The sequence below is a fragment of the Ruegeria sp. AL12 genome, from assembly GCF_056540885.1.
The window spans coordinates 679,085-699,931 of record NZ_JBQFXN010000001.1 but is presented as its reverse complement, the minus strand read 5'-3'; the positions used below and the strand labels follow the sequence as shown (position 1 = coordinate 699,931).

The 20,847-nt window shown below is 60.1% G+C and carries 21 protein-coding genes; 9 read left to right on the top strand and 12 right to left on the bottom strand.

From position 1 onward, the window contains the following. Window positions 1–48: 48 nt before the first annotated feature. Genes ACR0C6_RS03535 through ACR0C6_RS03525 form a run of 3 tightly spaced genes read right to left on the bottom strand, consistent with a single transcriptional unit; the run spans window position 49 to window position 3,056 of the window. Window positions 49–1,095, bottom strand: coding sequence for an aldo/keto reductase (locus tag ACR0C6_RS03535; RefSeq protein WP_480618281.1), 1,047 nt, complete (start codon window positions 1,093–1,095; stop codon window positions 49–51). A 31-nt stretch (window positions 1,096–1,126) separates the two neighbouring features. After that, on the bottom strand, window positions 1,127–1,585 hold the full coding sequence (locus ACR0C6_RS03530; protein ID WP_171167813.1) for a DNA polymerase III subunit chi: 459 nt from the start codon (window positions 1,583–1,585) through the stop codon (window positions 1,127–1,129). A 4-nt stretch (window positions 1,586–1,589) separates the two neighbouring features. Beyond that, the gene (locus tag ACR0C6_RS03525) at window positions 1,590–3,056 is read right to left on the bottom strand and encodes a leucyl aminopeptidase (RefSeq protein WP_480445335.1); all 1,467 of its coding nucleotides are present in this window, start codon (window positions 3,054–3,056) and stop codon (window positions 1,590–1,592) included. A 229-nt stretch (window positions 3,057–3,285) separates the two neighbouring features. On the opposite strand from ACR0C6_RS03525, the gene lptG reads away from it, so the two are divergent. The 5 genes from lptG (at window position 3,286) to rsmA (ending at window position 9,681) form a co-directional block, all read left to right on the top strand. After that, entirely contained in the window at window positions 3,286–4,386 is a 1,101-nt protein-coding gene (gene lptG, locus ACR0C6_RS03520; protein ID WP_480445336.1) for an LPS export ABC transporter permease LptG, read from the top strand. After that, a complete protein-coding gene (locus ACR0C6_RS03515; RefSeq protein WP_480618280.1) occupies window positions 4,386–6,548 on the top strand; it encodes an LPS-assembly protein LptD in 2,163 nt (720 codons plus the stop codon). The genes lptG and ACR0C6_RS03515 overlap by 1 nt, the downstream gene beginning before the upstream one ends. Next, window positions 6,539–7,792, top strand: a complete 1,254-nt coding sequence (locus ACR0C6_RS03510; protein WP_171328152.1) for a peptidylprolyl isomerase — start codon at window positions 6,539–6,541, stop codon at window positions 7,790–7,792. The genes ACR0C6_RS03515 and ACR0C6_RS03510 overlap by 10 nt, the downstream gene beginning before the upstream one ends. Next, window positions 7,789–8,754, top strand: coding sequence for a 4-hydroxythreonine-4-phosphate dehydrogenase PdxA (gene pdxA / locus ACR0C6_RS03505; protein ID WP_171328150.1), 966 nt, complete (start codon window positions 7,789–7,791; stop codon window positions 8,752–8,754). Before ACR0C6_RS03510 ends, pdxA begins: the two co-directional genes overlap by 4 nt. Window positions 8,755–8,838: 84 nt before the next feature. After that, window positions 8,839–9,681: a 16S rRNA (adenine(1518)-N(6)/adenine(1519)-N(6))-dimethyltransferase RsmA gene (rsmA, locus tag ACR0C6_RS03500; protein WP_480618279.1), complete on the top strand. Its 843-nt coding sequence runs from the start codon at window positions 8,839–8,841 to the stop codon at window positions 9,679–9,681. Between the two features lie 55 nt (window positions 9,682–9,736). Here rsmA and ACR0C6_RS03495 read toward each other — a convergent pair whose 3' ends face one another. The 3 genes from ACR0C6_RS03495 to prfA all read right to left on the bottom strand — a co-directional run bounded on the left by ACR0C6_RS03495 (window position 9,737) and on the right by prfA (window position 12,454). Beyond that, window positions 9,737–10,315: a DUF4167 domain-containing protein gene (locus ACR0C6_RS03495; protein ID WP_480618278.1), complete on the bottom strand. Its 579-nt coding sequence runs from the start codon at window positions 10,313–10,315 to the stop codon at window positions 9,737–9,739. A 241-nt stretch (window positions 10,316–10,556) separates the two neighbouring features. Continuing rightward, the gene (prmC, locus tag ACR0C6_RS03490) at window positions 10,557–11,402 is read right to left on the bottom strand and encodes a peptide chain release factor N(5)-glutamine methyltransferase (RefSeq protein WP_480618277.1); all 846 of its coding nucleotides are present in this window, start codon (window positions 11,400–11,402) and stop codon (window positions 10,557–10,559) included. Further along, entirely contained in the window at window positions 11,399–12,454 is a 1,056-nt protein-coding gene (prfA, locus tag ACR0C6_RS03485) for a peptide chain release factor 1 (RefSeq protein ID WP_480618815.1), read from the bottom strand. Before prfA ends, prmC begins: the two co-directional genes overlap by 4 nt. A gap of 62 nt (window positions 12,455–12,516) precedes the next feature. Between prfA and ACR0C6_RS03480 the strand changes: the two genes are divergently transcribed. Further along, entirely contained in the window at window positions 12,517–12,798 is a 282-nt protein-coding gene (locus ACR0C6_RS03480; RefSeq protein ID WP_152458207.1) for a hypothetical protein, read from the top strand. Window positions 12,799–12,813: 15 nt separating this feature from the next. Here ACR0C6_RS03480 and ACR0C6_RS03475 read toward each other — a convergent pair whose 3' ends face one another. From ACR0C6_RS03475 to ACR0C6_RS03460, 4 genes are all read right to left on the bottom strand, one after another. Beyond that, window positions 12,814–13,215 (bottom strand): DUF1499 domain-containing protein, encoded by a 402-nt coding sequence (locus tag ACR0C6_RS03475; protein WP_480618276.1) that lies wholly within the window; start codon window positions 13,213–13,215, stop codon window positions 12,814–12,816. A gap of 66 nt (window positions 13,216–13,281) precedes the next feature. Then, a complete protein-coding gene (gene speB, locus ACR0C6_RS03470; protein WP_480618275.1) occupies window positions 13,282–14,229 on the bottom strand; it encodes an agmatinase in 948 nt (315 codons plus the stop codon). 87 nt (window positions 14,230–14,316) lie between these two features. Next, window positions 14,317–15,285 carry an agmatinase gene (gene speB / locus ACR0C6_RS03465; RefSeq protein WP_152458210.1) on the bottom strand — a complete coding sequence of 323 codons (969 nt, stop codon included), beginning with the start codon at window positions 15,283–15,285 and terminating at the stop codon, window positions 14,317–14,319. Window positions 15,286–15,297: 12 nt separating this feature from the next. Further along, window positions 15,298–16,461, bottom strand: a complete 1,164-nt coding sequence (locus ACR0C6_RS03460; protein WP_480618274.1) for a M20 aminoacylase family protein — start codon at window positions 16,459–16,461, stop codon at window positions 15,298–15,300. Between the two features lie 66 nt (window positions 16,462–16,527). Here ACR0C6_RS03460 and mazG point away from each other — a divergent pair, with 66 nt between their 5' ends. The 3 genes from mazG to ACR0C6_RS03445 are packed head-to-tail and all read left to right on the top strand — an operon-like array spanning window position 16,528 to window position 18,836. Next, the gene (gene mazG / locus ACR0C6_RS03455; protein WP_480618273.1) at window positions 16,528–17,394 is read left to right on the top strand and encodes a nucleoside triphosphate pyrophosphohydrolase; all 867 of its coding nucleotides are present in this window, start codon (window positions 16,528–16,530) and stop codon (window positions 17,392–17,394) included. A 54-nt stretch (window positions 17,395–17,448) separates the two neighbouring features. Next, on the top strand, window positions 17,449–18,390 hold the full coding sequence (locus ACR0C6_RS03450; protein WP_480618272.1) for a nucleoside hydrolase: 942 nt from the start codon (window positions 17,449–17,451) through the stop codon (window positions 18,388–18,390). Next, window positions 18,387–18,836, top strand: coding sequence for a GNAT family N-acetyltransferase (locus ACR0C6_RS03445; protein WP_152458213.1), 450 nt, complete (start codon window positions 18,387–18,389; stop codon window positions 18,834–18,836). The genes ACR0C6_RS03450 and ACR0C6_RS03445 overlap by 4 nt, the downstream gene beginning before the upstream one ends. Here ACR0C6_RS03445 and ACR0C6_RS03440 read toward each other — a convergent pair. Both ACR0C6_RS03440 and eno read right to left on the bottom strand, forming a co-directional pair. After that, window positions 18,833–18,997: a hypothetical protein gene (locus ACR0C6_RS03440; RefSeq protein ID WP_171115544.1), complete on the bottom strand. Its 165-nt coding sequence runs from the start codon at window positions 18,995–18,997 to the stop codon at window positions 18,833–18,835. The genes ACR0C6_RS03445 and ACR0C6_RS03440 overlap by 4 nt on opposite strands. A gap of 502 nt (window positions 18,998–19,499) precedes the next feature. Next, window positions 19,500–20,774, bottom strand: coding sequence for a phosphopyruvate hydratase (gene eno, locus ACR0C6_RS03435; RefSeq protein WP_480618271.1), 1,275 nt, complete (start codon window positions 20,772–20,774; stop codon window positions 19,500–19,502). Window positions 20,775–20,847 lie beyond the last annotated feature (73 nt).

Below are 20,847 nucleotides of genomic sequence, written 5' to 3'. Positions count from 1 at the left end.
ATCCCGGGGGAGGCACGCGCAGCGTGCCGGGGGCAGAGCCCCCTCGCCTCAGTACGGCATCGGGTGCGCCTTGTGGACAGCGTCCAGCTCGGCCAACACCTCCTGTGACAACGTCAAATCCGCACCGGCTAATACGTGTTCAAGCTGCGCGACCGTGGTCGCGCCAAAAATCGCCGACATCATAAATGGTCGCGAGCGGCACCAGGCCAGCGCCATATGGGTCGGATCCAGGCCATGTCGCGCGGCAACATCCAGATAGGCCGCGACCGCATCAAACACCCGGTCAGACTTGCGCCCGCCCAATTGAGGCGAAAGCGACATACGTGAGCCGTCCGGCACGGCCCCGCCCTGGTATTTCCCGGTCAGCAGCCCGGTACCCAGGGGTGAAAACGCCATCAGGCCGACATCTTCATGTACGCTCAGCTCGGCCATGTCGGTATCGAACAGACGGCAGAGCAACGAATGCTCATTCTGCACGGACGCCGCACGCGGTGTGCCCGTCTGTTCGGCCAGTCTCAGCCACTGCGCCGTACCCCACGCGCTTTCATTCGACAGACCAAAAGCACAGATGTTGCCTTTGTCCACCTGAACCTGCAAGGCCTCCAGACACTCCTGCATATTCTCCAGAACGTCCGCGGTATTGTGGCCCGAAGGCGCATAATCCCAGTTTTGACGGAACATATAGCTGCCGCGATTGGGCCAGTGGAACTGGTAGAGATCGATGTAATCCGTCTGCAACCGCCTCAAAGACCCTTCGATGGCCTCGGGAATGGTCTTGGCGGTGATCGGCGCACCGTCGCGAACATATGACAGCCCCTCACCCGAATGCTTGGTCGCCAGTACGAAATCCGCCCGGCGCGACGAATTCGCGGCATTCCAGTTTCCAAGAATTTCTTCGGTCCGACCAATTGTCTCTTTGGCGACAGGATTCACCGGATACATCTCGGCGGCATCCACAAAGTTGATCCCCGCATCCAGCGCCATGTCCATCTGCCGGTGCGCATCCGATTCCGAGGTCTGCGACCCGAACGTCATCGTCCCGAGGCAAAGATCGCTCACGACAATCCCGGTGCGGCCCAGAGGCTTCATCTGCATCTTCAAATCTCCTGATAAATGGCACGGCCCGTCAGGCTTCGGCCTTCTTTTCCCACCGCCCGGATTCCTCCGACCAGTATTGCGCGGCGCATCCGGCGCCGGTCAGCGTCTTCCACTGCCCGCGCGCGTGCTGTACGGCCATGTCGTCATTGCCGTCGAACAGAATGCAAACCCGCTCCAGGGCCGACACCTCTTCGGGTTCGACCGGCGCGCCGTCCACCGCCATGACACACACCGCGCCGTTAGGGGCCTCGGCGCTGGTGGTCAGAAGGATCGGCTGCTCGGCATCATGCGGGCCGCCTTCGCGACCATGTGGCAGGAACCCGTCCTCGGGGCCCAGCCACAGCTTTTCATCCAGCCAGTCCATCCGCGCGGGATCGGTGCCCCGCACGGCAATCTTCCACCCGGCCTGCCGCGCCTTGTCCAGCAGCACAGGCAAGGTGTGCTCCAGCGGCTGGCGGGTCAGATGGTAGAAATAGACAGCACCCATTCGCTTACTCGAAATTGTCCTGCACGAACCGGCTCAGCGCGCGCACACCCCAGCCCGTGGCACCTTTGGGCGCATAGGATGTCTCGGACGACACCGAGGCCACACCCGCGATATCCAGATGGATCCAGGGCGTATCCTCTTTCACGAAACGTTGCAGAAACTGCGCCGCCGTGATCGAACCCGCCGGACGGCCACCGACGTTCTTCATGTCGGCGATGCGCGATTTGAGCAGCTTGTCATAGGCATCTCCCAACGGCATCCGCCACGCACCTTCATCCTCGGCCCGGGCCGATTTCAGGAAGGCGTCACAGAATGTGTCATTGTTGGAAAACACACCTGCATTCTCATGACCCAGCCCGATGATGATCGCCCCGGTCAGGGTGGCCAGATCGATCATGCCCACCGGTTTGAACCGCTCCTGCGCGTACCACATCACGTCGCACAGAACCAAACGGCCTTCGGCATCGGTGTTGATGATCTCGACCGTGTCGCCCTTCATCGACTTGACCACATCGCCAGGACGGGTGGCATTGCCCGAAGGCATGTTCTCGACAAGCCCGACAAGGCCCACCACATTGGCCTTGGCCTTGCGCTTGGCCAACGCGCGCATCGTGCCCGCGACAACACCGGCACCGCCCATGTCCATGGTCATGTCTTCCATGCCACCGGCCGGTTTCAGCGAAATGCCACCTGTGTCGAAAACCACCCCCTTGCCCACCAGAGCCAAGGGCGCATCGTCCTTGTCGCCGCCATTCCAGTGCATCACAACGACTTTGGACGGGCTGGCAGAGCCCTGCCCGACGCTCAGCAAAGTGCGCATGCCCAGTTCAGCCAGCTTGTCCTCTTCCAGAACTTCGACTTCCAGGCCCAGCTCCTGCATCTCGACAAGACGATCGGCAAATTCCGTGGTCGTCAGAACATTTGCAGGTTCGTTGGTCAGATCACGGGTCATCCGCACGCCGTCGGCAATCGCGTATAGCGGTGCAAACTCTGCTTCGGCTTCCTTGGGTTTTGAATGTCCGATCGTAATCGAACCGCTGCCTTCGCTGTCCTTGGTTTTGTGCGCGTTGAAATCATAACTGCGCAGCACCATGCCAAGGGCCAGGTTTTCGGTCTGCGCCTGATTGCCGACCATCACCAGCATGTCCTTGCCACCCGCGCATTTGGCCAAAGCGGCACCAGCCTTGCGGGCCTCGTCGGCTTCCGGGCGGCGCGGCAGCACCACGACGTCCAGCGCTTCGGCCGCCATCCCAGCCGGCCAAGCCATCGAGATGACATCGCCGGTTTTGGTCTTTCCGAATTTCTCACTTTCGACAAGCCGCGCCACAGCGCCTTTCGTCAGACGATTGGCCCGACGCGCCGCAGGGTTCATTTTTCCGTCCGACGGAATGATGATGGCCACCCGCCCTTCGGCCTGCGCCATCGCATCCAAGTCAAACTCCTGAAAGCGGACCGGTATCAGACTGCTCATTGCAAACTCCTCGAATTCTGTTCCCCAAGACCTAGCCCGCGCCGCCCGACTTGACCAGATAGCAGTTTTCCCCGCGTTTCAATTGCAGTAAGGTCCCGAAAAAATTACCGGCAGGCTCGGGGGAGAAAGACGTGACACGAGAGGGCAGGCATACGCCGTCGCGCAGGAAGACATGCATGCGCGATTTCGGCCCGTTTTCCGGCGCAAAAGGCTTGGCGGGGGCAGTCTTGTGATCCTCGACCGTTATTTCGCCCGCCGCTTTCTACAGAGCTTTCTGGTCATCGGCGGTATTTTTCTGACCTTGATGATTCTCATCGATCTGATCGAACAGATCCGCCGATTTGACGAAGTCGACCTGTCCTTCGGCCAATTGTTGCACCTGACGCTTCTGAACACACCGGCCGCCATCAGTGAAATGCTGCCCCTGCTGGTCATTCTGTCCACCATCGCTTTGTTCGTAGGGCTGGCACGGACCTCTGAACTCGTGGTGACCCGCGCCACGGGTCGCTCGGGTATCCGCGCACTGGTCGCGCCAGCGGCGCTGGCCCTGATCATCGGTGCGCTTGCAGTGGCATTGCTAAACCCCATCGCTGCGGCCACATCCCAGGAATTCCAACGCCTGTCCGATTCCTATCGCAACAACGGAAGTTCAGCGCTTTCGATCAGCAGCGAAGGCCTTTGGCTGCGTCAATCGGCGGAAAACGGACAGGCCGTCATCCATGCCCGGGGCACCTCGAACGGGGATACGCTGGGCCTGGACGACGTGACCATCATCACCTTTGCGCGCGATGGCAAACCCACCCAGCAGATCGTCGCCGACAGGGCCGTGCTGGAAGACGGAAACTGGGTCCTGTCGCGGGCCAAGATCTGGAATTTGCAGAACGGGCAGAACCCCGAAACCAGTTCGGTGGAGCATGAACGGCTGGAGTTGCCGACCTCGCTGACCCGGCAGCGCATTCTGGACACTCTGGGGCAACAGGATTCAGTGTCGGTTTTTGACCTGCCGCAACTGATCAAGGATCTGCGCGAAGCCGGGTTTTCGACCAAGCAATATGAAGTCTGGTTGCAGGTGCAGCTGGCCCGGCCGTTCTTTCTGGTCTCGATGGTGCTAATCGGGGCTGCTTTCACCATGCGCCACGTTCGGTTCGGCGGTACCGGAATAGCAGTTTTGACGGCCGTACTGCTTGGCTTTGCCATCTATTTCGTCCGCAATTTTGCGCAAATCCTCGGAGAAAACGGACAATTGCCCGTCTACATCGCGGCCTGGGCGCCGCCCTTCGCCGCCATCTTGTTGTCCCTTGGCCTGCTTCTACACGCGGAGGACGGCTGATGCGGAGCATGATTTCCCTGCTGCTGACCAGCGCAATCGCGTTGTCGGCACCGACCGTTCTGGCGGCGCAAACCACGTCGACCGAGCCTGACCCGCAAGCTGCGCAGTCACAGGCCGAACCCGCCCTTTTGGTTGCCGACAAGGTCTTTATAACACCCGATAGAAAACTGGTGGCCGAAGGCAATGTCGAAGCCTTTCAGGGCGATACCAAGCTGTCAGCCCAACGTGTCACCTATGACCGGGAAACGGGTGAGCTGACGCTCGAGGGACCTATTCGCATTGATCAGGGGGGCCAGTCGACCCTTCTGGCCGATTCCGGACAGCTGGACAGCGGTATCCAAAACGGTCTGCTGATCGGTGCTCGGATGGTTTTCGATCAGCAGATCCAGATTGCCTCGGTTCAGGCGAAACGGGCAGCGGGTCGCTATACGCAGTTCAGCAAGGTCTCGGCCACTTCCTGCCATGTCTGCACCAACGGTAAGCCCCCCCTTTGGCAGATCCGCGCCCGCAAGGTCACCCATGACCAGTTGGAACGGCAATTGTACTTTGAAGGCGCGCAGCTTCGGGTGCTTGATTATCCGGTATTCTATTTCCCCTATCTGCGCTTGCCGGACCCCACTTTGGATCGCGCAACCGGCTTTCTTGTGCCGTCGATCCGCAGCACCTCACAACTGGGAACGGGGGTTCAGGTTCCCTATTTCTTCAAGCTGGGGGACCACAAGGATCTGACCTTGACGCCGTACTTGTCGGGCAAGACCACGACGCTGGGGTATCGATATCGCCAGGCGTTCGTGAACGGGCGCATTCAGCTTGAAGGGGCCTATACCCGTGATGATGTCCAGCCCGATCAGGATCGCGGTTATCTGTTCGCCGGGGGTTGGTTCAGCCTGAAGAACGATTTCCGGCTGACATTCGATCTGAAAACCACCTCGGACGACGCCTATCTGGCGGACTACGGGCTGCCGGACCTGGACCGTTTGCGCAGTGAAATTGCGCTGGAACGGATCAAACGCGACACCGCATTCAAAACAAGCCTGATCCATTACAAAACACTGCGTGACAGTGAAAATCAGGACGAAATCCCATCCCGCGTATTCGACCTGAATTATGAAAAGCGATTCTTCCCCGGTGCACTTGGCGGCGAGGTTCGGCTGGCTTTTATCGGCCACGCACATGAACGCACCAGCGACGCCGATATCGTTGGCCGTGACATAGCAAGGGCAACTGTTGATGCCGAATGGTTGCGAAGCTGGACATTTGCATCGGGCCTGCGCGCGGACGCGACGCTGGGCGCATCGGTGGATACGTTCAATATTCGCCATGACAGCAACTTTCCCAGCAATGTGACCCGCTCGACGCCGCGCGCGGCGTTGACGCTTCGCTATCCGATGACCCGTCGTGAAAAGACCGGCGCGGTTCAGCTTCTGGAACCGATCGCACAGTTGGGATGGACCCATGTCTCGGACACTGATGTGCCAGATGATGAAAGCACGTTTCAGGAATTCGATCAGGGTAACCTGCTGGCCCTGTCCCGATTCCCTGCGGAAGATCAGCGCGAAGACGGTGCCACTGGGGTCATCGGCCTGAACTGGGCGCGCTATGGTGCAGACGGACAGCAGGCGCTTGTAACGTTGGGTCAGGTGTTTCGGGCGGATGCCGACCCGAATTTCACCCTGACGTCCGGGTTGCAGGGCACCACGTCCGACTTGCTGGTGGCGGGGCAAATCACCACGGCTAACGGTTGGTCACTCGGCGGGCGTGGTCTGATCGACAGCGATTTCAGTTTCGTCAAAGCTGAATTGCGCGGCGCCTGGGCATCCGAATTTGCCGGCCTGTCCGGAAGTTATATCTGGCAGGAAGAGGATCCGGCGGAAAACATTGCGGATGAAATCTCGGAAATCTGGCTTTTGGGCCGCTATCAAGTCGACCAGAACTGGCTTACGAATGCCGAGGCACGCTATGATCTGAACCAGTCAGAGCCAATCCGGCTGGGGCTTGGTGTAACCTACCAGAATGAATGTGTTCAGGTTAACATGTCCGTAAGCAGACGCTTTACTTCAACATCCACTATTGAGCCTTCGACAGAATTCGGCTTTACCCTATCGCTGACAGGATACGCCCTTGAAGGCGGTGGTAACACATACAAGAGAAAATGCAGTTGATATCAGGTTTCTCCAGGTTTCTTCGTTCCGGTTGGCACAAACCGGTCACGCCGGCACTGGCCGCCGTTTTCCTCGCTTTTTCAGCGCCGCAGGTCAGCGCCCAGAGCCTGTTCTCGCCAGCGATCCGCGTGAATCAGGATATCGTCACCTGGTACGAACTGGAACAACGCCTGCAATTCCTGAATGTTCTGGGCCTGCCCGGCGGCAATGAAGCTGACGTCAGAGAAGCCCTGATCGAAGAAAAGTTGCGCAAGCAGGCCATGCGTGAAGCAGGCGTGGAAGCTGCGCCGGAAGCCGTACAACTGGGTATCGACGAGTTCGCCTCGCGCGGGCAATTGTCCACCGAACAGTTCCTGCAACTTTTGGGTGAGGCAGGCGTCGACCCGGAAACTGTCCGTGATTATGTTGCAGATCAGCTGGCCTGGCGCGACTATATCAGCTCGCGCTATCTGTCGCAGGCCCGTCCGACCGAAGACGAGATTGATCGCGCGCTGGGACAGACCGGTGGCGGCGGCCTTCAGGTTTTGCTGTCCGAGATCATCATCCCGGTGAACCCTCAAACCGTTGCACAGACCGAATTGCTGGCGGAAGAAATCTCGCGACTTGAAACTATCGAAGCGTTTTCAGCCGCAGCGGCGCAATATTCCGGAGCGGCTACCCGCAACGAAGGCGGACGTCTGGACTGGCTAAATATCTCCAACCTGCCGCCTGCCTTGCAGCCGGTTATTCTTGGGCTCCAGAACGGTGAGATCACCGATCCCATCAGTTTGCCAAACGCCGTCGCCCTGTTTCAGTTGCGCGGATTGCGCGAGGTGGCAACCGGCGCGCCGCGGATTTCCAAGCTAGATTATGCTGCCTATTACCTGCCGGGTGGTCGCAGCGCCGAGACCCTGGCCCGGGCTGCCGCCCTGCGGGAGGAGATCGACACCTGCGATGACTTGTATGGAATCGCCAAGGATCAACCCGTCGAAGTCCTGGACCGTATCGAAGCCAGTCCTTCAGAAGTACCACGCGATTTCGCCGTAGAGCTGGCCAAGCTGGATCGCTTCGAGGTGTCAACAAACCTGACCCGTAACAACGGGCAGACGCTGGTGTTCTTGATGCTGTGCAACCGAGTCCGCGACCTGGGCGAAGACACCTCGCGGGCGGATGTCGCGAATGCACTGGCGCAGCAGCGGCTACAGGCCTTTGCGTCCAGCCTGGTAGAGCAGCTGCGGGCTGACGCCACCATTGTTCAGGAATGACACGCCCGATTGCGCTCAGCTGCGGTGAACCGGCCGGGATCGGCCCTGAAATCGCGGCCAAAGCATGGGCCGAGCTGCGCCAAACCTGCCCGTTTTTCTTTATCGGCGACGCCAACCACCTGCCCGCTGGCACGCCCATTGCGAAAATCCAAACCCCTTCGGATGCTGTTGCAGTCAGTGATAAGGCCTTGCCCGTGCTGCAACTGAACTTCCCTGCTGCAAACATGCCCGGTCAGCCAGACCCGGCCAATGCCCCATCGGTGATCGATGCCATCGAAACCGGCGTCGATCTTGTGAAAGCCGGGGCAGCGGCCGCTCTTTGCACCGCGCCCATTCACAAGAAGGCCCTGATCGACGGGGCCGGGTTTACCTATCCCGGCCATACCGAGTTTCTGGCTGCGCTGTCGGGCACCCGCCGGGTTGTCATGATGCTGGCCAGCGACCAGTTGCGGGTTGTCCCGGCGACAATCCACATTCCCTTGGCGCAGGTTCCCGCCGCGCTGACGCCCGACCTGCTGCGCGAGACGATCGAAATCACCGCGCGCGGCCTGCGCGACCAGTTTGGCATACAGCACCCCCGCATCGCCATAGCCGGCCTGAACCCCCATGCCGGCGAAGGCGGCAAAATGGGCAGCGAGGAGCTTGACTGGATCGCCCCAATGCTGGCCCGTCTGAACCCGGAAGATGCGAGCCTGACGGGCCCGCACCCTGCGGATACGCTGTTCCACGCCGCTGCCCGCGCGCGCTATGACGCGGCGATCGCAATGTATCATGATCAGGCCCTGATCCCGATCAAGACACTGGATTTCGACCGGGGCGTGAACGTCACCCTTGGCCTGCCCTTCATCCGCACGTCGCCGGATCACGGCACAGCACTGGATATCGCCGGGAAAGGCATCGCCAATCCAACCAGCCTGATCGAAGCTCTGAAGCTTGCCCAACGCATGGCACAAGGCTCTTGATCCTTCATCTGGCTGAAAATATCCCCGCCGGAGGCAATAAATTTCTGGCGCTGCCCCTGCGGCCTGCGTCACGGTAATCGGATCATGAGTGCTATCGACAATCTCCCCCCTCTGCGCGAGGTCATCGCCACACATCAACTCTCGGCGCGCAAATCCTTGGGTCAGAACTTCCTGCTGGACCTCAACCTGACCGCCAAAATCGCCCGTCAGGCTGGCGATCTTGCAGACTGCGACGTACTGGAAATCGGCCCCGGTCCTGGTGGCCTCACCCGAGGGCTCCTGTCCGAAGGCGCACGCAAGGTCGTGGCGGTCGAAAAAGACACCCGTTGCATCGCCGCCCTGAACGATATCGCCGCCGCCTATCCCGGAAGGCTGGAGGTCATCAATGGTGACGCGCTCGAGATCAACCCGCTGGAACACCTGACCCCGCCAATCCGCATCGCGGCCAACCTTCCATACAACGTCGGCACAGAACTGCTGGTACGCTGGCTGACGCCCCCCGAATGGCCCCCCTTCTGGCAGAGCCTGACGCTGATGTTCCAACGCGAAGTGGCCGAACGCATCGTGGCCCGGCCGGGCAGCAAGGCGTATGGCCGCCTCGCCATTCTTGCCCAATGGCGGGCCGAGGCGCGCATCGCCATGTCCCTTCCCCCCGGCGCCTTCACCCCTCCGCCCAAAGTCTCCAGCGCGGTGGTCCACCTGACCGCCCTGCCAGAACCGCGCTATCCTGCTGACGCCGCGACCCTGTCGCGTGTGGTGGCCTCTGCCTTCAATCAACGCCGCAAAATGCTGCGTGCCTCGCTTAAAGGCGTCGCTCCGGATATCGAGGATCGCTTGCAGGCCGCAGGTATCCAACCCACTGAACGGGCCGAGCAGGTTCCGCTTGAAGCGTTCTGTGCCCTGGCGCGCGAAATCCAGAAACCCTGATCACAAAAAAGCCCCGAGGCTTGACCTCGGGGCTTTGCAAATTCTGATGCCAGCTTTACTCGGCCGCTTCCGGTGCGTCGCCATCCGTTTTGGGCGCATCTTCAGCCGCTGGCGCCGGTTTGGGTTTGCGTGCCCGCGGTTTGCGCGCAGGCTTTTCCTTCTTCTCAGCTGCCGGGACTTCGGCCCCCTTGCTTTCCGGTGTCTCGACCAGACCGCTTTCCGGAGCAGCGTCCGGTGCGGCGAAATCCATTACGTCCGGCTGCGGCGCTTCGGCGGGATCGGCCTGCCGGGCCGCCTCACGTTCCTGGCGCTCGGCGCGCTCACGATCACGCTCGGCCTGGCGTTCGCGGTTCTGGCGCTCCTGCTCTTCGCGGCGCGCTTCAATCTCGCGCTGCGCCTCACTCAGCATGCGCAGATAATGTTCCGCGTGCTGCTGGAAGTTTTCCGCCGCAACGCGGTCGTTTGACAGCTGAGCGTCACGCGCCAGCTGATTGTACTTATCAATGATTTGCTGCGGCGTGCCACGCACCTTGCCTTCAGGACCCGAGCTGTCAAAAACCCGGTTTACGACGTTACCGCCGGAAGGACGATTGCGGTTGTTCTTGGCCCGCGAGCGGGATTTGGAAGATCTCATTTTACTTTACGTCAGCCTTATCAATGCGCTGTCGCTCAACCCGTGTTTTGCACTGCTCTGAGGCGTTTGCCGTGACGGGAAGTCGACTTTTTTGGGCTTGGCGTCAGGGGTGCGCTGCAACAGCGTCAACCTCGCCGACTAAACCTGAGTAAACATGTCCTGACCGTGCAGACAAGAGGAATCTCGAATTTTCACACGCTTTTTTACTCGGGGCAGCGTTTTTTGGCCTCAGACACCAGTTTCAACCCGGCATCTTCGCGCCGACAACCCGGTCACGCCCGTCCAGATCGGAGATTACGCGAATATCCGCCAAACCCGCCGCATCAAACAAGGCAGACACCAGATTTGCCTGTGTCGGGCCAATTTCGACAAGTATTCGCCCGCCTGGCAGCAGGTAATCCGGGGCCGAGGCCGCAATCTGCCGATACGCGCCCAGCCCGTCCCCCTCATCGGTCAGCGCGATGCGCGGCTCGTGCTCCCGCACTTCGGGCGAAAGATCCTCCATTTCGGTTACGGAGATATACGGTGGGTTGGAAACAATCAGGTCAAACTGGCCTTCAATGTCTTCGAACCAGTTTGACTGCGCAATCTCGGCTCGTCCTTGCACCTTGTGGAGCACGGCATTGGCGCTGGCCTGAAGACATGCGGCTTCACTCAGGTCGACCCCAAGGCCCGAAGCGCTGGTGCGCTCCGCAAGCAGGGTGACCAGAATGCAGCCCGACCCGACGCCAAGGTCCAATACATGGTCGAAAGGTTCGCTCAGCGCGGCCTCGATCAGGGTTTCAGTCTCGGGGCGTGGGTCCAGAACATCGGAACTGACACGAAACCTGCGCCCATAGAACTCGCGTTCGCCCAGCAGATGAGACACCGGCACCCGAATGGCACGCAAAGAAACCAACTGGTCATAGCGTTCGGCGATCTCGGGTTGCAATTCTTCCGGGGCAATCAGTGTCACCCGGCTGGCTTCTATCCGTGCGGCATGGGCCAACAACAGGCGCGCATCCCGCGCCGGGTCATCCACGCCTGCGGCCCTCAGACGCGCGGTTGCGGCCACCATGGCCTGCGCTGCTGTTTGCAGCCCCGTCATTGCGCCATCTCGGCCAACAACCGGGCCTGATCATCCGCCGTCAGCGCGTCAATCACTTCGTCCAGATCCCCCTGCATCACCTGATCCAGTTTATAGAGCGTCAGGTTGATCCGGTGATCCGTCATCCGCCCCTGTGGGAAATTGTAGGTGCGAATGCGTTCCGAACGATCGCCTGATCCCACCTGGCTGGCCCGGTCGGCAGAACGTTCGCTGTCGATCCGCTGCCGCTCGAGGTCATAAAGCCGCGTTTTCAGCACCTGCATGGCGATCTCGCGGTTGCGATGCTGGGACTTCTCGGAACTTGTGACCACCAAGCCCGTCGGAATATGGGTGATCCGCACCGCCGAGTCGGTGGTGTTCACGTGCTGCCCGCCCGCGCCGGAACTGCGCATCGTGTCGATACGGATGTCATTGGCGTCTATCTGGATGTCGACATCCTCGGCCTCGGGCAGTACCGCCACCGTCGCCGCCGAGGTGTGGATGCGCCCACCGCTTTCGGTTTCGGGCACGCGCTGCACACGGTGCACACCGGATTCGTATTTCAGCCGGGCAAAGACGTTGTCACCCTTGATATGGGCCACCACCTCTTTGATCCCGCCCAGATCAGAAGCCTGTTCTTCGATGATCTCGAACTGCCACCCGTGGGCCTCGGCATAGCGTTGATACATACGCAACAGATCGCCCGCGAACAAAGCGGCCTCGTCCCCGCCGGTACCGGGGCGAATTTCCAGCATCGCCGGCCGCGCATCCGCCGCATCCTTCGGCAGCAGCGCCAGTTGCAGCGCGTGTTCCGCCTCGGGGATGCGCGATTGCAGGTCCGGAATTTCCTCTTCGGCCAACTCCTTCATATCCGGGTCGGCCAGCATCGCCTCGACCTCAGCCAGGTCTGCCACCAGCTGGCGCCAGGCCATGATCTGATCGACCACGGGCTTGAGGTCGGAATATTCCTTGGCCAAGGCCGCAATATCGCCGCCCGATGCGCCATCCGCCATGGCTGCTTCGAGGTATTGGAAACGCTGGGTGATCTGTTCAAGACGTTCTTCGGGGATCATCCCGGCGGTGTCTATCATCCGGGGGCTTTGGTCAAGGGCCACGTCGTGCTAAGCTTGCTGTCATGAAACGGATTTTGCTTGCCCTGCTGCTGACGTCCACGCCGGTTTTCGCCGATTACATCGGCCCCGACGGCAAGACCCGCGATTGCTATTGCACCGACACGTCCGGGTCCCGCATCGAACTGGGTGAGATGATCTGCCTGCAAGTCGACGGCCGCATGTTCACGGCACAATGCCAGATGTCCCTGAACGTGCCCATGTGGCGCGAGGTGCAGGAAGGGTGTTTATCGTCCGGGTTGCAGAGCGATCCAGTTGATCACTTTGAACAGGATGAGGCGTCCTGAGCGCCGGTAGAACAGTTACATCTGCTCCAACCACCCATCAACCCGTGCCTTGTTCACACCGAAATCCCTGCGACCAAACCGCAAACGGCCATGGATGCGCAGCGTGTCGCCGTCCTGCCGAACAGTGGTATAGTCGGGGAAACCAATCCATTTCGTGCGGGTGACATAGGTGATCATGCCCTCATCGACCGAACCTGCCAAAACCGAGGTGCGCGGCGTGGCGCGGGCGATCCGATCGAGCTTTTGCAACCCTTCCGGGCCGGTTGCAACAACGCGCAGAACGCCACCTGGCAAGTCCTGATCAACCTCTGCAACCGGTGCAATATGCCATTGGGTCGGCGCAGACGGGGCCAGCCGGATGTAAGCGCCCAGCCCAAGCACCAGCGCGATCACTGCCCACAGAACCATTCTTTTCATCCCGCTTTACCCTCTTGCAGAAACCCTATGCGGATCAAGCGCCGGGGCAAGCCGTTCCGGGCCGGTTTACCGTGACGTCACACCCGGCAGGATGCAAAGCATCTCGTAGATCAGGTTGGCTGCCGTCAGGGCCGTGTTGCCGGACGGGTCATACGGAGGTGAAACCTCGACCAGATCACACCCCACCACATTCACACCTTGCAACGCGTGGATCAATTGCAGCGCCTGCGGCGTGGTCAGCCCGGCAATCTCTGGCGTACCCGTGCCCGGTGCAAAGGCCGGGTCCAGGCTGTCGATATCATAGGTGACATAGACCGGATGATCCCCGATGATCTTGCGGATCTGCGAGCCGATCTGCGTCAGGTTCTGCTGCCACAATTCCCAGGCCGGGAACTGGCGGAAACCCCAATCGCTGGCTTCGGTGAAATCCGAAGCCGCGTAGCCCGACCCGCGAATGCCGATCTGAAAGGTCTTGTCGGGGACAATCAGCCCCTCTTCATAGGCGCGGCGGAAGACGGTACCGTGGGTCTCTTTCTCGCCGAACATCTCGTCATTCACATCCGCGTGGGCATCCACATGCACCAGAGCCACCGGCCCATGCTTTGCCGCAATGGCCCGCAGGATCGGCAGGGTGATCGAGTGATCGCCCCCCATCGCCACCGGGGTCACGTTCTTTGCCAGGATTGCATCATAGCTTTCCCTGATGATCCTCAGGCTTTCCGCAAGCGAAAAGGTGTTGATCGCCAGATCCCCGATGTCGGCGATTTGCAAGCTGTCGAACGGAGCCGCCGAGGTAGCCATGTTGTAGGGCCTTATCATCGCGCTTTCGCTGCGGATCTGTTTGGGTCCGAACCGGGTGCCCGATCGCCACGAGGTGCCGATATCCATCGGAATCCCCAGAACCGCCACATCCAGCCCCGCCAACGAGGCAGCCTGGGGCAGGCGCATAAACGTATTCGGCCCCGAAAACCGCGCCAGATCATTGCCGCTGACCGGTTGATTGAATTCAGTCATGCGCGTTGTATCCCCATCCCTTCAACTTTCTTTACCCAGCACATACCGGCAGTATGGCTAACCAATGGTTAATGCGCATCCAAACGGTTATGTTTTTGCCAGCTTGTTCCACCCCAACAGGCAGACGATCTGGGTCGCCACATGCGCCCCCGCAATCGCCGTGGCGCCGGACGTATCGAACGGCGGAGACACCTCGACCACGTCGCCGCCCTTGATGTTGATCCCGGCGATGTCACGCAGGATGATCTGCGCCTGAATGGAGCTGAGCCCACCCCAGACCGGTGTCCCCGTACCCGGTGCAAAGGCCGGGTCCAGCCCGTCGATGTCAAAGCTCAGATAGACCGGGCTGTCGCCCAGAATGCCCTTGATCTTCTGCGCCACGGCAGCGGGGCCGGATTCGTAGACCTCGCGTGCGTCGATGATGTTGACGCCCAGCGTGTCCTCGTTGGTGGTGCGGATTCCCACCTGGACCGAGCGTTTCGGATCCACGATCCCCGACTTCACCGCCTTGTAGAACATGGTGCCGTGGTCCACCCGGCTCATGTCGTCATCGGCCCAGGTGTCGGTATGGGCATCGAACTGCAACAGCGACATCGGCCCGTATTTCTCGGCATAGGCCTTGAGGATCGGAAAGCTGATATAGTGATCGCCCCCCAGCGTGACCGAGGCCACATCCGCCGCCAGAATGGTGCGGATATGGTCGGTCAGCGTGTCTGGAAAGGCGGGAATGTTGGCATAGTCATAGGCCATGTCGCCGTAGTCGATGATCGCCAGCTCGCTGAGCGCATCGAAGGGCCAGCCATAAGGGGCATCGGGCGATTGCAGCGCGCTGGCCTCGCGGATCGCACGCGGTCCAAGACGGGTGCCCGGGCGGTTGGTCACCGCCTGATCAAACGGCACGCCGGTCACGGCGATGTCGGCGCCGGTCAGGTCCTTGGTGTACAGCCGGCGCAGAAACGAGGTCGCCCCGCCAAAGGTGTTTTCATAGGACAGCCCTTTGAGGTCCGGATTGGTGAATGCCTCATCCACCTGGTTCTTTGCGTCTTCCAGTGCCATTTCGCTCTCCCATCAGCCCAACGGCTGCGCCTTTTCCACGATCCGAGCGAAGAACGATGCCCCCACCGGCGCGATATCATCATTGAAGTTGTATTTCGGATGATGCAGCCCGGCACCCTCACCCTGCCCCAGGAACAGATAGGCCCCCGGCCGCGACTGCAACATGTATGAAAAATCCTCGGCCCCCATGTCGCGCCCCATAGTGTCGACCACCCGCTCAGGCCCTGACACTTCGCGCGCGACGGCCGCGGCAAAGGCAGCCTTTTCAGCATCGTTGATCGTCGCCGGATATCCCACCTGATATTCCAGCCGTGCCTCGACACCGTAAGACGCGGCCTGCCCCTGAACGATCTGCTCCATCCGCTCCATCACCATTTTCTGCACCGAAGGATCGAATGTGCGAACCGTGCCGTTCAGATAGGCGGTGTCCGGTATCACGTTGTTCACCGTTCCGGCATGGATCTGAGTGACCGAAACAACCAGGTCTTGCACCGCATAGTGGTTGCGGCTGACGATGGTTTGGATCGCCTGCGCAATGCCGCAGGCCGCCATGACCGGGTCGCGGGTCTGATGCGGCATGGCGCCATGGCCGCCGACGCCTTGGATATGTATCTCGAACGTATCGACCGCCGCCATGATCGGCCCCGGCGTCGTGTGGAACGTACCTTCCGGATTTCCCGGATCATTGTGGATGCCATAGACCTCGGAGATCCCGAACCGCTCCATGATGCCTTCTTCGACCATGACGCCCGCGCCGCCGCCCTCTTCTTCGGCCGGTTGAAAGATCAGGGCCACGCGGCCGCTGAAATTTCGCGTCTCGGCCAGATACCGCGCCGCGCCCAGCAGCATTGTGGTGTGCCCGTCATGCCCGCAGGCATGCATCTTTCCGGGATTCTTCGATGCATAGTCGACGCCTGTTTCTTCGGTGATCGGCAATGCATCCATATCCGCACGCAGGCCAATGGTCGGGCCGTCGCCCTGCCCGTTGATGATCGCGACCATCCCGGTCTTTGCGATCCCTTCATGCAATTCATCAACCCCGAATTCACGCAGACGCTCGGCCACAAACGCGGCAGTCTCAAAGCACTCGAATTCCAACTCGGGTATCGTATGCAGATATTGGCGCCATCTGGTCATATCGGCAGAGAAATCGGCAATTCGGTTGACGACGGGCATCTGGGGTGGACTCCTGATCGGGACTGCGGGATGGATGCATCTGACACCGGAATGAAAGGGTTCGCAATGGCCGATAATCCTCTGATCCATGACAGTGACGCAGGGATCGAACGTCTGCTGGAAATCATGCGCCGCCTGCGTGATCCGCAAAGCGGCTGCCCGTGGGATATCGAACAGGATTTCGCCACCATCGCACCCTATACGATCGAAGAGGCCTATGAGGTCGCCGACGCCATCGAGCGTGAGGCCTGGGACGAGCTGAAGGGCGAGCTGGGCGATCTGCTGTTCCAATCCGTCTTCCACGCTCAAATGGCGGAAGAAGCGGGATATTTCACCTTTCAGGACGTGGTTCGCACCATGTCCGACAAGATGGTGGCCCGGCATCCGCATGTCTTCGGTGACGAATCCCGCGACAAATCCGCCGAACAGCAGACCAAGGACTGGGAAGCCATCAAGGCCGCCGAACGTGCGGGCAAGGAACAGAAAGGCGCGCTGGACGGGGTGGCCGCCAACCTTCCAGCCCTGCTGCGGGCGCACAAGCTGCAAAAACGGGCCGCGCGCGTAGGGTTCGACTGGCCCGACGCCGGCCACGTGCTGGCCAAGATCACCGAAGAAGCCGCCGAACTGGAAGAGGCGCGTGACAAGATGGACGCGGATGCGCTTGAGGATGAATTCGGCGATCTGCTGTTCGTGATGGTCAATCTGGGCCGCCACCTGGGTATCGAACCGGAAACCGCCCTGCGCCGCACCAATGCCAAGTTCACCCGTCGCTTTGAACAGGTCGAGGCCCGGCTGGCCAAACGGGGAAAGACCCCCTCGCAAAGCGATCTGGCCGAGATGGATGCGCTCTGGGACGAGGTCAAAAACGAAGAGCATCGCGCCAACGGCAAACTCCCGCCGGTTGATGTCATGGCCGCACCCAGAAACGGGTAGACAAGGCACCCGACACTTGCGAGTGTCCCACCTTCAAGACCACCGGAGACGCCCATGCCCCCTCGCAAGATCACCATCGACACCGATCCCGGACAGGACGATGCCGTCGCCATCCTGCTGGCGCTGGCCAGCCCGGAGGACATCGAGGTACTTGGCATCACGGCGGTCGCAGGCAACGTGCCCCTGGAATTGACCGCCAAGAACGCTCGGATCGTGTGCGAACTGGCGGGCCGGACCGACATACCTGTCTATGCCGGCTGCGACAGACCGTTGAACCGCCCGCTGGTCACGGCCGAGCATGTCCATGGCAAGACAGGTCTGGATGGCCCGGACCTGCCCGATCCGCAGATGCAGCTGACCGAGGGGCACGCGGTGGATTTCATCATCGACACCCTGCGCGCCGAAGAACCGGGCACGGTAACCCTTTGCCCGCTGGGGCCACTGACAAATATCGCGACCGCGTTCAGCAAGGCTCCGGACATAGTGGACCGGGTGCAGGAAATCGTTCTGATGGGCGGAGCGTATTTCGAGGTCGGCAACATCACCCCGACGGCTGAGTTCAACATACACGTCGATCCAGAAGCCGCTGATATTGTTTTCAAATCCGGCAGACCTATTGTGGTCATGCCGCTGGATGTCACGCATAAGGCGCTGGTCACCAAACCCCGCAATGATGCGTTCCGTGCGCTGGGAAACAAAGTCGGAATCGCTGTCGCCGAGATGACCGATTTTTTTGAGAGGTTCGACAAGGAAAAATACGGCAGCGCGGGTGCGCCTTTGCACGACCCTTGCGTGACCGCCTATCTGATCCGGCCCGAACTGTTTTCAGGCCGTCATGTGAATGTCGAGATTGAAACCCAGTCCGAGCTGACAATGGGCATGACCGTCGCCGATTGGTGGGGTGTGACCGACCGCGTGCCCAATGCGCTTTTCATGGGGGAAATCGACGCCGACGGCTTCTTCAATCTTTTGACGGAAAGGCTGGCAAGATTATGAGCGCCGCCCTGCGCCTGGCGCGCCCCGAAGACCTGGATCGTCTGATGGCACTGGTCACCGCCTTCCATACCGAAGCCGGACTGACGCAAGACCCGGATCAGACCCGAAATGCTCTGACACCCCTGCTCGAGGGTATTCCCCATGGTTGTGTCTATCTGATCGGCCCCGGACGCGCGCCGTTGGGCTACATCATCCTGACATTCGGCTGGTCCGTTGAATTCGGCGGCATGGACGGTTTCGTGGACGAAATCTATATCCGACCCGCTGTTCGCGGCCGCGGCATTGCAACCGAGGTTCTGCTGGCACTTCCCAAAGCACTATCCGAAGCGGGGCTGACTGCCCTTCATCTGGAAGTCGACCGACACAACGAGGCCGCTCAGAAAATCTATCTGCGCACCGGGTTCAAACCACGCGACAGATATATGCTGATGAGCAAGTTGCTTTAACGAGACTCGCCGCGGAAGATATTGGCCGGGTTCATGTCCTGTACCGGATCATTCGCCGAGACCGGGTCTCCGGTAATTGGGTAGGTTCCCGGACCCGCGCAGGCGGAAAGAACTGTGACGGAAGCTGCTGCGATTACCAGAAGGAATTTGGATACAGACATCGTGGTCTCCTTTCTGCAATGCATTCAGATTAGATCACGTGCCTGTGATTTACTTAGTAACAAGTTCACACATAATGTGATTTTTGCATTCTTTTTGGATACAAAAGGGCCATTGCAATGCGCCTGCGAAACAAAAACCATTGAAATGATTGCGTAATCCGGATCACACCTCTTTCGCGAAAAGATCGAGGATTTCTTGAAAACTTTCAACTTCAACTGCAAGCAGGCCCGGCAATCTTAAACCCAAAGAAGGATCGAACCAGAAAGGTTCAATCAAGGGTGGATATCAGCTGAAGCAGTGTTTCCCGCGGCAACGGTCACCGGGATCGTCCGGAAGATGTTGGTTCAAGGCCCATGAAACGCTTTGATCCAAGAGGTCCGAAGGGCCAACTGCACCAATTGATCAATCACAGGGATTACGGCACGGGCAGCGGAACGACCGCTTGACGGATCAGAGACCGGACCTTTGAAAAATGGGGGCCGTTGGCCCCCAATTCCATGCTTATTTCAGGATCGACGCGCCGGCGTATTCGGCCACTTCCCCCAGCGACTCCTCGATGCGGATCAGCTGGTTGTATTTCGCCAACCGGTCCGATCGTGCAAGCGAGCCGGTTTTGATCTGACCACAATTGGTGGCAACCGCCAGATCGGCAATGGTCGCGTCCTCGGTCTCGCCCGAACGGTGCGACATCACGTTGGTGTAGCGCGCGCGGTGTGCCATATCGACGGCGCGCAGGGTTTCCGTCAGCGAGCCGATCTGATTCACCTTGACCAGCATCGAGTTCGCGCAGCCACGCTCGATCCCCTCGGCCAGACGTTCCGGGTTGGTCACGAACAGGTCGTCGCCCACCAACTGCACCTTGTCGCCGATGGCGTCGGTCAGGGCCTTCCAGCCGTCCCAGTCATCCTCGGACATACCATCTTCGATCGAGATGATCGGGTAGTCTTTGACCAGCGCCGCCAGATAGGCCGCGTTTTCCTCGGATGTCAGGGTCGTGCCCTCACCCGACAGAACATATTTGCCGTCTTTGTAATACTCGGTCGCCGCGCAATCGAGCGCCAGGTGGATTTCCTCACCCGGCTTGTAGCCCGCCTTTTCGATGGATTTCAGAATGTAATCCAATGCTTCACGGGTCGAAGCGATGTTGGGGGCAAAACCGCCCTCGTCGCCCACACCGGTCGCCAGACCTGCGCCTGACAGTTCCTTTTTCAACGTGTGGAACACCTCGGACCCCATGCGCACCGCTTCGCGAATGTTCGCGGCGGCGGTCGGCATGATCATGAATTCCTGAATGTCGATCGGGTTGTCGGCATGTTCGCCACCGTTGATGATGTTCATCATCGGAACCGGCAGAACCCGCGCCGAGGTGCCGCCCACATAGCGATAGAGAGGCTGGGTGGTGAAATCCGCCGCTGCCTTCGCCGTGGCCAGCGAGACACCCAGAATAGCGTTTGCACCCAGACGGCCCTTGTTCTCGGTGCCGTCCAGCTCGATCATCGCCTGGTCAATGGCCACCTGCTCGGTCGCGTCAAAGCCCACCAGTTCTTCGGCAATCTCGCCGTTCACAGCGGCGACGGCTTCCAGAACGCCCTTGCCCATATAGCGCGCCTTGTCGCCATCGCGTTTTTCAACCGCCTCATAGGCACCGGTGGACGCGCCCGAGGGCACGGCAGCGCGGCCCATGGTGCCGTCTTCCAGAATCACGTCAACTTCGACTGTCGGATTGCCCCGGCTGTCCAGAATTTCGCGTGCGTGGATGTCGATGATGGTGCTCATGAAGCCTGTCCCTGTGACTGCGGTCGGTTGCACGCGTCATAGCAGCAACCGGCCAAAAGTAAACCGGTTCCGT